The sequence below is a fragment of the Arthrobacter sp. 1088 genome, from assembly GCF_031455315.1.
In the GTDB taxonomy this organism is placed as follows: Bacteria; Actinomycetota; Actinomycetes; order Actinomycetales; family Micrococcaceae; genus Arthrobacter.
Genome location: NZ_JAVDSM010000003.1, coordinates 314,483 through 330,272, shown reverse-complemented (window position 1 = coordinate 330,272; position 15,790 = coordinate 314,483). Strand labels below are relative to the sequence as shown.

Genomic DNA, 15,790 nt, shown 5'->3' with positions numbered 1-15,790 from the left:
TGCATGTCGTCAAGCCACCGCCGATTACACACGGGGGAGCCTACTAGGATCAGCACCAGTGGGCGGCACCGTCCCGTGCGCTATCAAGCGTTGTTGATTTGACGAACGCGGCCTTTGTCAACACTGGAGAGGAGACGTAACAATGCTCGTAAGGCCCCTCCAATTGCCGCATGACCTCGAGGTGCTGGAATCCAAGGTTGCATCAATTCGTAAATCTAAAGTTTACTTGCTGACTGAAAGACGCAATGCTAGGCACAACACTCTCATCAATAGATACTCGTTAAACACTGCCACATTTACCAGCACTACATCCGCAAAAAGGCGGCAGAAGATTTACGAAAAGCAGGACCTTCTTGAGATTGATGAAATGCAGGCTCTAGTTTTTGACTTGGTCGAGATAAGTTTGGTTGTCACTCATGTCAATGCCTCGCCACCCATGAGAACCTGGCACGTTCCCTTAGCAACGAAAAACAAGCAGACCCCGCTTACAGGTATCGAAGCGTTCAATATCCTCTCCAGGCAAACGTACAGGGAGGCCACATCGGGGTGGCGAAGTAGCGGCGGAGCTCCTGACGTCCTCGTGGGCGTCATCGAGATCGGCAACATGCACACATGCCCGTTTAGCAAAAGCCTATCTCTATACCGGTCCTCAGTTGTTTCGGACAGGAATCTGTCGTTTGCCGTTAGCCGGAAATCGCGAGCCAACTCGACGCACTTGGACCGCGTAATGGATGAACTAGGGCACCGCACGCATCAGCGTTGCCGCGTGCATGAGATTGCCAAGAATCTTCAGATCTCAAGCTCCCAGCTGTTGCAATTACTGATTGAAGTAGGGGCATCTGCTTCGGGTCCGCGAAGCTGGCTTAGTACGCACGAAGTCGAAACGGTGCGGGAACGAGTTCGCGCAGTGCAGAGGAGTTCCCGGACTGGCTAAACCAGGGCGCCTTTCGGATCACGCGATTTTGAAGCGCATATAGGCCTGTTCGAGCGCCTGGGCACTTGGACGATCGGCCCTTTGGGAGGGCACACTCATGAGCTTTTGCTCGTGTCGCTCCTGCAACCCGTATTTCAGCATCGGCCCGTCAACCTCTGCCAAGATATCCCTCCTAATTTCCACAATCAGATCGGGACGGATGCCGAGAATACCGGCATCAAAGGCGGCATGGTGGATTTTACACATTGCCATTCCATTGGAAACAACGGGCATGCCATTTTCATCTGAATCAGGGATGATATGGGCGGCATCCAACAACCGCCGATGCTTCAGGTTGCAAACGGCACACCGAGTGCCATAGGCCTTTATGACGCTCGAACGAAACAAACGCTGATGAAGCCGCGTCCTGGCGAGCCGCGTCCCGTACCGTTTAGCGATCTTGAGTTCCTGAGGATCCAGATCATCACCGTTTAGCACGCCAAGTTGGGGATCTATATCAACGACAAATTGCTGATGCTCGTGCTCTTCGGAGACGAGGTAGACGGGAAACACAGGCTGGTAAACGCCTGGCGCGATCCCGAAGAACCAAATGAGAGGAAGATGATCGGTCATGGCTCGCCGCAAGGCTCGGTTGTCAGCTGCATCCGAGTCGTCGCCCTGCCATTTGTAACGAAGCATTCCATCAGAACCCACTTCGTCTTCATAGGGTCGCTCCTTGCCGACCCGTCGAAAGGTAGTGGTGATCGACAACGCCGCGTCGAGAGATCGCGGCTTCCAGATGCCCCGCTGTCTGCTCTTGAGTGGAATTCGCTCATTCTCGAAATGGAAATCTTCAAGGTCAAGATAGTGAACGGCCTCCTCACCGTCATTGGTGCGCGCAGCCAACCATTCCTGCGCTGCCTGCCGAACGCGCTCATCCCAAGACGCAGACTTACTGGCTAGAAATCCAACCACATCGGCTTCGGGGATCTTGAAGGCGCCGTGTGCACCTACCCCCGACTGAATGTAGACGTTGGCGAATTTGCCTGTTTGCACCCAGTCAATGACGGTCCTCTGATGGACACCGATGATCTCCGCGGCTTCACGAGTGCTGAGGTGGGGTCCGTTAACCACGGGGGTGGCGGGAAATACAGGGGTCATCTCGCCAGGATATAAGACCGCGAGGTTACAAGTCTTCAGCCTTTAGTTGCCCAACATATGGGAGGAATGCTTGCCCGAGAACCATCGACCGGTTACACGAGACATGCGGAACCTGCCTATGAACCCAACGTCTTCGGTGGTCACGTCAACTCGCCAGGAGCGGCCGTCGGCGCGCTCAGGCAAACCGACGGCCGCTCGTGTCAACGCTTCGTACCAGCCGTAGCTGGAAGGTAGGTGCAGATGCGCAGGAATCTTCGAACCGGCTTCGCGAGCATAAGTGATGTTCGGGCATTGCGGTCTGGGATGCACAAGCATCTGTTCCAGATGCAGCCGAAGATGAAGCGAATCCGTGCCTCCCAAGAGCATTGCTGCCCAGCTGTCATTTTCTTGGACCCGTGGATCAACCGCGGCATCGCCAACGAAGGTTTGGCGCAATTCATATAAGAGGTCATGCTTAGATGGGAGACCTTGAGAGCCTCCCATTAGCTCCGCCATTCCCGATAGATTGTGATTCAGGATGAGCGCCGCGGAATCGCTTCCGAAGAGCCGCCTAACAGCTGTCAGGACAGCGCCATCTTCTGGCATTCCAAGATTTACCCACGTCGTCACACCCCGGACAGGGTCCGACCACGCAAGGTGGCCGAGTACGACCGCCGATAGCGAGAACCAATAAGTGATGAAGGGTGGAAGGATCCCTGAACCGATGGGATTAAGCGGGGGAAGCCAATCTCCGTGTGGCCGGGCTACAGCCCTAAGCACAGAAGACAAGTCATATTCTGAATTGGTCAGACCTGACGCCCACCCCGCATCGAAATCATTCCACTGCCACCCGAAGTCGTTCGTGTGCCTTGGCGCATGGATTGAGTTGACAATATTCTGCAGGCGTTTCAACAGGGACCCGAGAAAGTTCATTGCCTCGGAACTTATCGGAACTATACTCAAAGTCGTTTGAGTAATAGCGGACAGACCGCGCAGGACCAGAGCCGCATTCGGCGCTGGCTCCCGACGCAGGACTACCCATTCCTCCGAAGAGATTTTGGGCATATTGCCTAGCGACATGGTTTCACGCATATAGCGCTCAAGCTTGCCCAGAAAAGCAAAGGTCGCCGGACTTGAAGCATGTCCTCCGGCTTGGTTGATCACAGCCGGCAGTCCCTCAACGAGGGCTCGTAGGGTGGCGACATCTTCTGGCTTCAGCAAAGCCACTTTCAAGGCGACACGCGCCTCGAAGGCAAGGTCCGTCATCTGCGTTCTCCAGTCTGGCGTTCGTGTGCGTATGGAAGGAAAGGATCAGCGAATACGCAGGTTACTTCGATTCAAGACTTCATCCGCACCCACAACCGCGAAGGCCTACCTCGCGTTCCATCCGACATCTTTCCCGTTCCTACCAGCTTCGGCTCCATGAATCGCCGGAACGTATCCCTCATGAGCGTTTCACCGGCTACCGCTTCGTGGAGATCCCGCAAGTCCTTGAGCGTGAACGGCTCCTCGAGAAGGGCCCCCGGATCCGGCGCCTCAGCGTACGCAAGGCGCATCCTTTCCACGGCGTTCGCCACGATGTCAGCGTGGCCGTAAGGCAACCGTGCCACAAAGTCCGGTTCCGCCGATATCGAAGCCAGCCTGAGGCCGTCGGACGCCAACGCAGACTCAAGCGCAGCAAGCGGCACCATGTCGACGTGCGCAACTGAGAGGACCCAGCCGCGGTCGTCACGATCCGGATCGTCGAAGACGTGAAGCTGTTGAGGCACACGGCCCGTGATCCCGGCTTTCTCGCGAAGACAACGCAGCACCGCGTCGGAGAGACGCTCGCGCTCTCTGAGGAAGGTCCCAGGGAGCGCCCACTCCCCCGCCCTATCACCGCTTGCACGCTGAACCAACAGCACACTAAGCGCGCCCTTCGACACGGTAAGGACCGCCGCATCTACGGCAACTGAGGGTCTCGGATAGTCCAAGCCGACAAGGTCAATGGTCCTTCCATGACGGCTTACGGCGATGCTCTGCAAGTACTGGATTCACCAGCTGAGCTCAGCACGACGTGGCCCTATTCCGCCCGGAATCTTCGATGCCGGGTAGGTAAAGGCTCGTGGGAACAAACCCTTCGCGCGGTAGGCCTCAGCATCAACGGGGCTGCAGCAAGGTTTGAAGCCGCGGATTTCTACGCAGCGGCTAAAGACTTCAAGGAAACCTGCTCGGATCACGAATCGCCGTTCTTTCCTAAAGACGTTTCCACCTACGACACTTGGGTGATCAACGAGGCAGCGGCGGGACGTGAGCGACCTTCTCCCATCGAGATGAGGAGGCATTTCAATACGTGGGAAGAAGTCATCTCAGCTGCGTACTTCACCGATGATGATGAGATCCGCAGTCTCTCGAACCAATTCCGTGCTGAAAACCGCTTGGAGCAGAAATGGGCGTCCCTTGGAGAAGAGCTCAATGAGGCTTTGGCTGACTTGCCCGAAGGTTGGGCTCTGATGATCGAATCCGGGAAGGCGACCTTGGCAGATCCGCCTCTCCAAGCTCAGGCGCGCAGCATCAGTGGCGACTTACTGTGCGAGATCAGGCCGGCATATTCGTTCCCAGGCGAGTTGATATTCGACAAGGAAAGTTTGGTTCGGCGCGGTTGGCGGTCATCGGACTGCACAACGCCCAACCTGTTAAACAACCTCGGAGATCAGATGGACGCTGGTCATGAAATCCTCGCAGCGCTTCGAGAGGGTTTCGGATTAAGTACACCTGGCGAGATCAACTGGCAGACGATCCGTTCAGATGCCGATTGGCACGTGTCTCAGGACAGTTAGCCCACTAGGTGGACGAACCAGGCCGGACACCCAAAAGCGTGATACAACAACCAAACAAGCAAAATGGGGGCAACATTGATCGTCGAGTTCGGCTGGTTCTTGGACCGTGCGCCGTGGGCATTCAGCAATCCAGGACTGAACCGGGTTCGAGTTGGGCGCAAGGGTTTCACCAACCTTCTCTTGACAAGGCTCGGACTCACGCGGCCGGACACCACTCACGCTGATCGTGTGGGGCAATACTTGCAACGTCTGCTGTCCATCGATTCCAAAGACAAATGGTTCCACAGCTCACTTGCGGTTGACCCGTGGTCCACAGCTTCAGAACTTCTGGCGGCCCGCGACGACGCCGTGAGCAATGGGTGGTCCGGAGTTCTCCCCGTGGACGCCATGCCCGGAGCCAACGTATCCCCGCTGTTGCAAACATTAGCCGCCGTCGAAGCCGCAAGCGGAGATCTTTCTCCAGCTTTGGCCGATGACATCCGGGACTTGCCAGCTGCGCTGCTGTCACCGCTGCCCTTGGGGATCGACCACGTCATTCTTCAACATGCTGAATCCAGCTTTCCGAAAATCTGGCAGGACATCTTTATGCTTCTCAGAGGCCGGGGAATTCTGGTCAGTGAGAAAGCGGTGAGTGGCCCACAACCACAGCTTCACGTATTGACGGCGGAAACCGAGTGGGAAGCCGCGGAAAACGTCGCTCGCTGGTTGGCTTGCGGCGACAATACGAAAACTGCAGTTGTGTGCTCAGACCACACGTCTGTCCTCGACCACCACTTGGCTGATAGAAGGCTTCCGCGTTTGGGTGTCGGGGCAAGCTCCAGTTGGCGTGCCAACGACCAAATCATCCCCCTGTTTTTCGAGGTGATTTGGGGTCCAATCAACGTCCGACTGCTCGCGGAGTTCCTCGCTCTGCCTGGGACGCCGGTGAAACGGCGGGCGGCCGGGCATCTGCTTGAAGCGCTGAAGAATGCTCCCGGCGTCGGCAGCGAGGTGTGGCGTGAGGCCCTGAAGAAGATTGCGGATGACGAAGATCTGGGTCCTTCGTGGGCCTCCGATCTCGACCAGCTGTTCAATTCGTGCCTCATTGACGGGGATATGGCACCCGGAGCCGTCCTTGTGGAAAAGGCGGCATGGTTATTTGCACGGCTTCGTCGCCTTTCAAAGGTAAAGCCTGAGCTCCAAGCGACTGCGGAACAGCTTCAGCAGATCATTGGACTTCTGTCTTCCGTCCCGGAAGTATCGCGGCGTGACGTGAGACGAATCGTCAGTTCGGTCATAACACCGAAATCGAGCTCCATCGTCGCCCAGGAAGCGAGCCCATGGATGCGGTTGGCTCACCTCAGCGAGCTTTCGGACGACGTCGATGATGTTCTGTGGTGGGGTTTCAAGAATGCAAGCGTCAGCTCCGGGCGACGGTGGGAAGCCCATGATGTAGCGACACTCGAGAAGGTCGGAATCAGGCTGCCTCCGCCAGAGGACGCGGCTGCTCTTGCCATCCAGCAGTCCTTGGCATCTGCTACCCACTGTAAAAACCTCGTGCTTATCGAGGTCGAACAGGCACACGGTGCACGAATGGAGGGACAGGGATTGCTGGAAGCTCTTGTTTCCGCACAGCCCACCACAAATCCAGAAGACGCCGCCAAGCCGCTGACGGAGCGTGTCAGTGAGCTGAGATCCACGCCGGACCAACTCGTCACCGCTGATGGGCTCTGGCATTTTGCCCGCCGCTCGGCTCAGCTCGTAGCCGCTCCACAGCTGGTGCCCACTCCCCCGGCTGCAATTTACGACGTCGGAGCAAACCCGTCGCTGAGGCCAGACCAGTTGTCCTTCTCGCAGCTTACAAAGCTGCTCGGTTGTTCTTTCGCTTGGGTGCTGGAGAAGAAGTCGAATGTGCACTCCACCGACGCTGCCCTAATTCCCGCTGACAACACGTTGCTCGGCATCTTCTCTCACAGGGTGGTGGAGGTTCTCCACCACCAGCTCAGAGCCGAAAACAGGGCCATTCCCGAAAGGGACGAAATCCACCGTTGCATTCGTACAGTCCTGCCCCAGTATGCGGCAGAGCTGTTGCTACCTGGCCAGCAGCGCCGTTGTGAAGCGATTGTCGGAATCCTGATTGAGTCGCTTCACACCTTCTTCAGACAACTGTCGAAGGGCGGTGTCACCCTTCAGGAGGTCGAGCAGGCCTTCGAGAAAGATCTTGAACTTGTCGGTTCACATAGCGAATACCGGGTATCAGTTCGCGGACGTGCCGACGTCGTCGGCATCGACGGGGATGGGCGCCAAGTTGTCATCGATCTGAAGTGGTCCAACAACGCGAAGTACCGGCGCGAGGAAGTAGCTGATGGCACCGCATTACAGCTTGCGCTCTACCAGTGGGCGCTGAACGAGGGTGCAGACACCATTGACGATCCCAGTGCCTACTACATGCTCAAGCAGGGATCATATGTCTCTGCGGACTCCCATTTCGGCTCATCGCTTCCAAGGGCAGTGCAGCCGACGGCGCTCTGGGACAGCGCTAAGAAGGCTCTCGAATTCAGCATTGACGAAGTGGTCAACGGCCGCATCACAGCAACTCAGGTAGCCGATGACAACCGTGCCGAGGGTGAGCCCAGCCGCGAAAGCGCATGGCGGGACAGAGGCCTTCATTACATCAAGCCACCCTGCCGTTTCTGTGAATTGGGAGTGCTATGCGGGTTGAAAGGCGACTTTTCATGACCACCCTCGACAATGTGACGATGGTTTCGGCAAGCGCTGGCACAGGCAAGACGTACCACCTGACCTCAGAGATCACGGATCGCATCCAGTCCGGACTGACGGCAACCCAGATCATGGCCACAACTTTCACTAAGAAGGCCGCTGGTGAACTCCAGGAACGAATCAGTGCTCGGCTATTGGAACAGGCTGGCGCTGCCGACGGTTCGCATGCGCGCTCACTACAGCTTGCCGCTCAACAGCTTCCAGCAAGTCTTATTGGCACGGTTAACAGTGTCTGTGGTCAACTACTGCAGGAGTACGCCATAGACGCTGGCCTATCTCCAGCACTTGAGGTCATCCCTGAAGAACAGCTCAGGGGCATCTTTCACCTTGCTGTCGATTCCGTCCTGGCCAACCATGCGGCGGGGATTCTGCCGATTGCCCGCCGAATGGGAACCGACGAAGACTCGCCTTATAACTCGCAAACTTGGCAGGATACCGTCCGGTCAATTGTCGACGCGGCCAGAACCAACCTGCTCCGCTCAAGTGACTTGGCAGCCTGTGCAGACAGATCGTGGGCAGGCATCCGCGAGCTCCTCGATGATCCCGCCGAGGATGAACGTCCCGTTTGGCTGAGCGATATGCGCGCAGGGCGAGCTGAGCTGGAGGAACTGGCCAAGACAGGACTCGACGCCGCCGGCAGGCAAGCAAAGACCACTACTGGGGTGTTCGTCGAACAGTATCCGAAGGTCATCCAGAAAATTGACTCCGCAACGACGCCGGACGAAACTCCGTGGGAGATATGGCGGGGTTTCGTAGCATCGAAACCCGCTGCGCCAATAGCTCAAATCTTCCGGGATCTCCGGACGCGGATATACGAAGGACTATTGTCCAACCCGGCATTTCACTCGGACATTGAACAGTACATTCGTAGGATATTTGCCTGCGCGGCAGAATGCCTGGAAACCTACGCTGATTTCAAGCGCCTCCATGGCTTGATGGACTTCGTCGATCAAGAGACCCTCGTCCTCGATTTGGCACGCACCAGCGATGTGTTTCGCTCTTCCCTCTCGCAAAGGATCAGGTTTCTGGTAGTGGATGAGTTCCAGGATACGAGTCCCCTCCAGCTTGAGCTTTTCCTTCAACTGAGCGGTTTGGTCAAAGAAGCCGTATGGGTCGGCGATCCCAAGCAAGCGATCTACGAGTTCCGTGGAACAGACCCTGACCTTATGCAAACCGTTGTGAACCAGGTGAAGAACAAGCGCCAGCTTTCAGAATCCTGGAGATCGTGCTCGTCTGTCATCGCATTGTCCAACGCTGTCTTTGAGCCTGTTTTCGGAACCATAGGGATGCCCGCTGCATCAGTTCGGCTCGATATGCCGGAAGCACATAAGGACTGGCCAAAGGGAAGCTTGGAAGCGTGGGTCCGTCCACAGAAGAACGACGGCGACCGGCTTCTGGCCACAGCTGCCGGGGTAGGCGACCTCCTTAACCGTCGTAGCCACGTGAAGCCCGGCGACATTGCCGTTCTGACGCGCTCAAACGAGGACGTTGACGCCATCTCCGCCGCACTGGACGGTTTGGGCATTCGGGCAACACGAAATCCGCGCAAGCTCAATGAAGCCCGTGAGGTTCAGCTTGCTCGCGCAGCCATGGCATATGTTGCTGATGATCAAGACACCATTGCGCTCACCGAGTTGGTGGCGTTGCATCCTGGCCACCCCTCCAATGGAACCTGGCAGCGGGAGCTGCTGTCCGCCGTCGAGCCTAAAACTGTCCACACCAGCTGGGCCCAGCAGCCTCAGGTACGTGCTTTGACCCCGGTCCGTGACCTCGCTAGCACAGCAACGCCACTTGAGATTTTTGAGGCCGTCATCGGCGCCGTCGGGCTGACAAATCACATAAAGTCTTGGACGTCTCCCGAAACCCGTCTCCGGAATCTCGACGCCATGAGAGGCACAATTGAAGATTACTATGAGCACTGCAGGGCACTCCGGGCGCCCGGAACACTGCGCGGCTTCCTGACATTTTTCGCTTCCGATAAACACCAATCATCGGAGAACGCGGGCTCCGACGTCGTCAATGTCATGACGTATCACAAGGCCAAAGGATTGGAATGGCCCGTGGTCGTAATGGAAGCCCTGGATAAGGACGTCCGCTTCGCCGCTTTCGGCACTGCCGTTGAACAGGACGGGGAGCTGGACCTGAAACAGCCGTTGAAGGACCGATGGATACGATTCTGGCCAAGTCCGTTCCCCTATAAGGCTTCCCCGCTCGACGCAGCCGGCCAGACAAGCCAGGTCGCCATAGACGCGGAACTGCGGGAGCGCAACAACACGAGCCGGCTCATGTACGTGGGGATGACTCGTGCCAAAGAAACCACCATCCTGACCGCCAAGTCGAATCAGCCACAGCTCCTCAACCTGTTGGGTGTCCCCTCGCTCATATCTTGGTCAGGAGAGGTTGAAGATGGATTGCTGAACATTGCGGGAAGTTCTCCCCTCCCCGTCCGGATTACCTCGTTTGACGTGCAAGAAACCAGGACCGACCAGACCGTTAAAGTTGCCCATTTCACAGACCCAGCTCGCGTGCAGCCACTGCCCGTCTACCCTCCGGCTCGACTCACCGCGAGCTCCGAATCATCCTCTGAGTATGACGCGAAGGTCCTGCTGGCTACAGAGCTCGGTCCCAGGCTGGCTGAACGCGGTTCTGAAGAGTGGGGTGCAGTGGGAAGCGCCGTTCACGCGTACTTGGGGACGCAATACTCCACGCTTACCTCAGTCGACCAGCTTCGCCTTGCCGAGACAATCATCGAGCGATGGAAGATAGGCCATGTGGTGAGTCCAGAGCTGCTGATCGAATCCGGTGCCCGGCTCGAAACGTATCTGACAACGGCCTACCCAGGATGGACATACTATCGCGAGGCGGCCATTGGATGGCGGACTGAGAACAGAGTGATGCAAGGGTGGATAGACCTTCTGCTCGAGGGACCTGAGGGATGCGTCCTCATCGATCACAAGACCTATCCCGGGAATGACCCTGAGGGCCATATCCGAGACAAATACCTCGGCCAGATGGCAGCCTACCGTGATGCATTGGCGGCCGCCGGGATGCCCGTGATCCGCACGCTCATGCACCTTCCTGCTTTGGGCCAAATCTATGAAGTAGCACCCGTTTCCGAAGCCACCCAGCCCACCACGGACGGCTAAGTAAATGAGATTCATACCCGAAGAACCACATTTTACTGAGGGCCAGAGTGCAGAACGTTCAGTGTGGGAAGCCCTCAAACGGACTCTCCCTGACGATGCGGTGCTGGCCCACTCCGTTCAGTTGCGGGATGGCAGGGCAGAGCATGAGATTGACATCCTGGTCCTCTGGCCCGGGGTGGGCATGGCCGCGATCGAAGTCAAAGGTGGCCGAATCACCGTTGAGAATGGTCAGTGGCTGCAGTCAGATAGGAGCGGGAGCCACAAGATTCAGAGCCCCGTGGTGCAGTCCCAAAGTTCCCATCACGCTTTGAAGAACTGGCTCGGACGGCAGCTTGGCACACCGCTTACCAGTCGCTTCGCGTACATGGTCGCGTTTCCTTACACCGCCGTCCCGACTCAGTGGAGCATGGCCGGGTGTCCCCGCACTTTGGTTCTGGACGACAGACAATGCGAGTCGCCGGCTGAACTCGTCCGGAGGGCCATAGAAACAGAGGGTGGCGGTGCCTCACCACTGGCAACCGCGTTCATGGAACGTATCGAACGACAGCTTGCCGGGTCACTTGATGGCGGTACCGGCGCCCCCGTGAGTCCAAGGGAAGACGAGGACACCCAAGACCATCTAACTGAGCGACAGGCAGTCTTGCTCCAGGCAACGCGATCCCTTACCCGCGTTCGCTTTACCGGTGGGGCGGGCAGTGGGAAGACGTGGCTTGCTGTCGAGAAAGCCCGAATGTTAAGTAAACAAGGGAAGCGCGTCGGTCTCTTTTGTTACAACAAGGGATTAGGGCAATACCTGCAAGACCGAGTCTCGTCGTGGCGGCAAGCTAAACCAATCTTCACCGGCGAATTTCACGAGTACGTTCGCCAGCTTGGGGTGCCTGATGGCAAGGGCCAGGACTACTTCGATATAGAGATGCCAAGGCTTCTCCGGAAACTGGCCGGCACTATGGAGCCCGAGCAGCGACTGGATGCAGTGATCGTCGACGAAGCCCAAGACTTCGCGCCTCTATGGTGGCAAGCGTTGCTGGCCTGCACCGCGGACCCAGACGAAGGCGAGGTGTATGCCTTCATGGACGACCGCCAAGACGTTTACCAGCGGTGGGGCGGGCTCACGGCCGACCTCAACCATGGCCCTACGGCCACCTTTGTCCCAATCCACATCGATGAGAACCTGCGGAACACCCGCAAAATCGCCGAAACCTTCAAACCGTTTGCCGGCGAGCATTTCACGCCACGAGGCAGTACCGGATTGCCGGTTCGCAGAGTCCACTGCTCCACCGAAGAGGCCCTTGATGTCGCAGGAGACTGCGTAGACGCACTTATTGATGAGGGTTGGGCAAACAACCAGATCGCTCTTCTAACAACCAAGGAAAGGCACCCGGTTCATCTGGACTACTTCAGTCGTGGCGCCACAGATGAATATTGGCGCGAGTTCCATGCGGGTGAAGCGGAATTTTACGGCCACGTCCTTGGCTTCAAAGGGCTTGAACGATCCGTCGTGGTCCTCTGTGTTAACGGATTCAAGGACATGGCACGAGCCGCCGAACAACTTTACGTCGGGTTGTCCCGCGCAAGGAGCCTGCTGGTCGTTGTGGGCGACTCGGAGCTCCTGGAACAAGCGGGCGGACGGGAACTGAAGCATTCGCTGGCGCGAGCTGAGGCTTGGGACTACTCGCTGGCGGTGCCCGGATGAGCTGCGTAATCAATATTGTCCGAGCCCTCAACTAGCCTTCATTCATGAAGTACACATAGTCCGATGGGGGATGAAATGCCGGAGTTGGTCGATGCGAAGTCGAACGAAATGACAGGTCAGACTAATGGACCAATCCAGACTGACGAAGTGTCAGTTTCAACGTCGTATGACTACGCGTTTCTATATCCCTGGCAGCAAGAGGCCCTTAAAGCCTGGCACTCCAACGGCCGCCGCGGCGTTGTAGAGGCCGTAACTGGGGCCGGCAAAACTCGTGTAGGAATTGCCGCAGCTTTTGAAGCGATTCGTCAGGGCATCAAGGTGCTCATTCTCGTGCCCACCGCTGAACTCCAGCGCCAGTGGTTATCCTCCCTCAAGCGTGATCTCCCCGCCGCCCGACGAGGTGCCCTTGGCGATGGCCGAGCCGACACCTTGGACGACGTGGATGTACTGGTCGCCATCGTTCATTCGGCTTCAAATCGAATGACGTTGCGCAGCCACAAGGCCGGCTTGATAATTGCCGACGAATGCCATCGCTACGCCGCCCCAATGTTTACCGGGGCCTTACAGGAAGGCTATGCGTGGCGTCTCGGTCTGACAGCAACTTACGAACGTGCCGACGGCGAGCACGAGAATCTGCTTACGCCATACTTTGGCGGGGTCATCTACAACCTCTGGTACGATCGCGCGCTAACTGACAAAGTCATTGCTCCCTTCGACATCGCGCTCGTAGCCGTGGAGCTGACTGCTGCCGAACGGGTCAGTTACGATGACCTCTCAAAAACCATGTCAGAAACCTCCAGACACCTCGAATCGTATGCTGATATTCCCCGCCGCCCATTTCACAAATTTGTTGCCACAGTCGCATCATTGGCTGCGTCAGAATCTCTAAGCCGTGAGGCAACTCTTGCACGGAAGTACATGAGGGCTATGGCGTCCAGACTCACCCTGCTGGCGGATGCAAAGACGAAATATCACGCACTCGCTGCGGTTAAGGAAATCGTCGATACCTCAAACGGCACTCTCGTGTTCACCCAGACACAAGATTCTGCGAAGCGCGCCCAAGAACTTTATACGTCGCTGGGGTCCACGGCATCAGCTCTGTTTAGTGGAATGGCGAAAGAGGACCGGCGCCAAGGGATGGATGACTTCCGAAACGGAATCTCGCAGATTCTTGCGGCCCCGAGGCTCCTCGATGAAGGTATCGACGTCCCTGAAGCGGACCTCGGCATCATCGTCGCAGCCAACCGAAGTCAGCGTCAGATGGTGCAGCGACTCGGCCGCGTCATCAGAAAGAAGGCCGATAACCGCGTGGGCCGCCTTGTTGTCCTCTATTCAAAGGACACAGTAGAAGATCCTGATATTCAGGGTGAAGAGTTCCTGGGGAAAGTCCTTCCGTTCGCTCATCGCGTCGGGTTCTTCGATATCAAAAATGAGTTTGACCAGCTGAACGATTTCCTCCGCCCGGCGATGCCAGAATCGCCCCAAATTGATGCCGAAGACCAGACAGTTCCGGAGCCACAGAGATCCGTGGCAGAAACAGCGTTACCCGTGCCCGCAGTTCCCAAAGAGCCCGATACAGAAACTCCCACGGAGTTCGATCTTCAACCTGATAGTTGGCTTGACGGTCTAGGAGGGATACCCGGTTTCAGCGACGACAGCGTCGCGGATTACTTGAAGCGAGCCTCGCAAGCAGATTTGCTCACGGCACAGCAAGAAGTTGAACTTGCACGGGAAATAGAAGCCGGTCTCTACGCCCAGCAGCTCCTGCGAGAAACCACTTGGCGCAGCAGGAAGCTAACCCGCGAACTGAACCAAGTCGCACGGCTCGGAGAGAACGCTATGCACTCTCTCATCAATGCCAATCTTCGTCTTGTTGTTTCAATAGCAAAGCGCCACACAGGACAGGGCATGGACTTCCTCGATCTCATTCAGGAAGGAAATATTGGGCTTCATCGTGCAGTGTGCAAGTTCGACTTCTCACTTGGCTTCAAGTTCTCCACATATGCCACCTGGTGGATTCGCCAATCCCTTACGCGGGCTTTGGCCGATCAAGCGCGCCTGATCAGACTTCCAGTCCACATCGTGGAGCAGGTCAACAAACTTCAGGGTATCTTGCGGGAAGCGGACCGCGCGGGAATTGCACGTAGCGTTCAGGAGCTCGCGAGTCTCTCAGACAATACAGTCAAGAAAGTAGAACAGCTTCTCGCCGTGTCGAGGTCCGTCCTGTCTCTGGACCTCCAAGTGCCCGACGGTAGAGGCGGAACGGAGAGCGTTGCCGACCAGCTGGTCGATCCTAGCTCGCCCGACATTGTCGAGATAATAGCCTCCGAACAGTTAACAGCTGAGGTACATGCGATTCTGGATACCTTGACGGAACGCGAAGCCGGAGTGATAGCTTTCCGGTTCGGAATTGCCGACGGCGAACAAAAGACACTGGATGCCATCGGACAAATTTACGGAGTTTCGCGAGAGCGAATCCGCCAAATTGAAGCTAAGACCTTGCTGCTCCTGAAAGATCCCGAACGATGTAGGCGTCTTCGGGAACACTTTTATGATGGCACCACAACTACGGATAACGAACTCTTGGGCGCTGAACCCAGCAGTTCCGAAACGGAGCAACAATGACTTTACCGGACATACTTTCCGCTGATCGCACCGACGACGCTGCGACGCTCGTGACCAAGTACTACACGAAGCTTTACCGCAATGATGTTCCGCAAACCGGCAGCCGCTTTGACGATTGGGCGGGTGGAGGAGACCGACCAAACGTTGCCAATTCCGTCACTGCGGACGATGTCCTTGCTGTTTCGTTCCTCTCAGTGCAGGTGCCAGCGCCTGCAGCAATCGGCATCGTCGAGAGCCGGGCCAACGACGTTTCTGAACTTCTTGACCAGATACCTACAGACTTGGATCTAGCCGCCGTCTCCTCGGACGACTATGACCGTTTTCTCGGCCAGCAGAGCCCGGCCAACGCACTCTGGAGGCTGCTGCGCGGCAGTGACACATATCGCTGGGGCATAGGTCCCACCACGGCCAGCAAGATCATGGCCAGGAAACGGCCGCGTCTCATTCCCATTTATGACTCCGTTGTTGGGCCGCTCATGGGCCTCCGGGACAGCGACAACCAGTGGAAAGCCTGGCACTCAGTCCTCACTGACGGTTCAGGTCTCCCCGACCGGCTTAAGACGATTCGTGCGAAGTCTTCCGTAGACCGTGATATCTCTGATCTCCGCACCATGGACGTCGTGCTCTGGATGCACGGCAAGGAAGTCGGGTTGAAAGTGGTCAATGACGCCGAGATCTAAACCGCGACTCTTTT

9 protein-coding genes and 1 pseudogene are annotated in these 15,790 nt (G+C 56.9%); 7 read left to right on the top strand and 3 right to left on the bottom strand.

Going from position 1 to position 15,790, the window contains the following annotated elements; genetic code table 11:
• Positions 1 to 952: 952 nt before the first annotated feature.
• The 3 genes from J2Y41_RS06450 to J2Y41_RS06440 form a co-directional block, all read right to left on the bottom strand.
• Positions 953 to 2,074 carry an HNH endonuclease gene (locus J2Y41_RS06450; protein ID WP_309927273.1) on the bottom strand — a complete coding sequence of 374 codons (1,122 nt, stop codon included), beginning with the start codon at positions 2,072 to 2,074 and terminating at the stop codon, positions 953 to 955.
• A gap of 42 nt (positions 2,075 to 2,116) precedes the next feature.
• Positions 2,117 to 3,319, bottom strand: a complete 1,203-nt coding sequence (locus tag J2Y41_RS06445) for a hypothetical protein (protein ID WP_309927271.1) — start codon at positions 3,317 to 3,319, stop codon at positions 2,117 to 2,119.
• Between the two features lie 71 nt (positions 3,320 to 3,390).
• Positions 3,391 to 4,026, bottom strand: a complete 636-nt coding sequence (locus J2Y41_RS06440) for an NrtR DNA-binding winged helix domain-containing protein (RefSeq protein WP_309927455.1) — start codon at positions 4,024 to 4,026, stop codon at positions 3,391 to 3,393.
• 24 nt (positions 4,027 to 4,050) lie between these two features.
• On the opposite strand from J2Y41_RS06440, the gene J2Y41_RS06435 reads away from it, so the two are divergent.
• The 7 genes and pseudogenes from J2Y41_RS06435 to J2Y41_RS06410 all read left to right on the top strand — a co-directional run bounded on the left by J2Y41_RS06435 (position 4,051) and on the right by J2Y41_RS06410 (position 15,776).
• The gene (locus tag J2Y41_RS06435; protein ID WP_309927270.1) at positions 4,051 to 4,872 is read left to right on the top strand and encodes a TY-Chap domain-containing protein; all 822 of its coding nucleotides are present in this window, start codon (positions 4,051 to 4,053) and stop codon (positions 4,870 to 4,872) included.
• Between the two features lie 63 nt (positions 4,873 to 4,935).
• A complete protein-coding gene (locus tag J2Y41_RS06430) occupies positions 4,936 to 7,590 on the top strand; it encodes a PD-(D/E)XK nuclease family protein (protein WP_309927268.1) in 2,655 nt (884 codons plus the stop codon).
• Positions 7,587 to 10,778 carry a UvrD-helicase domain-containing protein gene (locus tag J2Y41_RS06425; protein WP_309927266.1) on the top strand — a complete coding sequence of 1,064 codons (3,192 nt, stop codon included), beginning with the start codon at positions 7,587 to 7,589 and terminating at the stop codon, positions 10,776 to 10,778. The genes J2Y41_RS06430 and J2Y41_RS06425 overlap by 4 nt, the downstream gene beginning before the upstream one ends.
• Positions 10,779 to 10,782: 4 nt before the next feature.
• Positions 10,783 to 11,052: pseudogene (locus tag J2Y41_RS23100) on the top strand (nuclease-related domain-containing protein); the annotation flags it as partial.
• A gap of 600 nt (positions 11,053 to 11,652) precedes the next feature.
• Positions 11,653 to 12,471, top strand: coding sequence for a hypothetical protein (locus tag J2Y41_RS23095; protein WP_396133480.1), 819 nt, complete (start codon positions 11,653 to 11,655; stop codon positions 12,469 to 12,471).
• A gap of 63 nt (positions 12,472 to 12,534) precedes the next feature.
• Complete coding sequence (locus J2Y41_RS06415; RefSeq protein ID WP_309927262.1) at positions 12,535 to 15,096, top strand: sigma-70 family RNA polymerase sigma factor; 2,562 nt, start codon at positions 12,535 to 12,537, stop codon at positions 15,094 to 15,096.
• Complete coding sequence (locus tag J2Y41_RS06410) at positions 15,093 to 15,776, top strand: DUF6308 family protein (protein WP_309927260.1); 684 nt, start codon at positions 15,093 to 15,095, stop codon at positions 15,774 to 15,776. The genes J2Y41_RS06415 and J2Y41_RS06410 overlap by 4 nt, the downstream gene beginning before the upstream one ends.
• The last annotated feature ends 14 nt before the right edge of the window (positions 15,777 to 15,790 follow it).

Excerpts from the sequence above, each read along its gene's own strand:
- J2Y41_RS06450 (WP_309927273.1), bottom strand. The coding sequence starts at position 2,074 with ATGACCCCTGTATTTCCCGCCACCCCCGTGGTTAACGGACCCCACCTC.
- J2Y41_RS06445 (WP_309927271.1), bottom strand. The coding sequence starts at position 3,319 with ATGACGGACCTTGCCTTCGAGGCGCGTGTCGCCTTGAAAGTGGCTTTG.
- J2Y41_RS06435 (WP_309927270.1), top strand. The coding sequence starts at position 4,051 with ATGACGGCTTACGGCGATGCTCTGCAAGTACTGGATTCACCAGCTGAG.
- J2Y41_RS06430 (WP_309927268.1), top strand. The coding sequence starts at position 4,936 with ATGGGGGCAACATTGATCGTCGAGTTCGGCTGGTTCTTGGACCGTGCG.
- J2Y41_RS06425 (WP_309927266.1), top strand. The coding sequence starts at position 7,587 with ATGACCACCCTCGACAATGTGACGATGGTTTCGGCAAGCGCTGGCACA.
- J2Y41_RS06415 (WP_309927262.1), top strand. The coding sequence starts at position 12,535 with ATGGGGGATGAAATGCCGGAGTTGGTCGATGCGAAGTCGAACGAAATG.
- J2Y41_RS06410 (WP_309927260.1), top strand. The coding sequence starts at position 15,093 with ATGACTTTACCGGACATACTTTCCGCTGATCGCACCGACGACGCTGCG.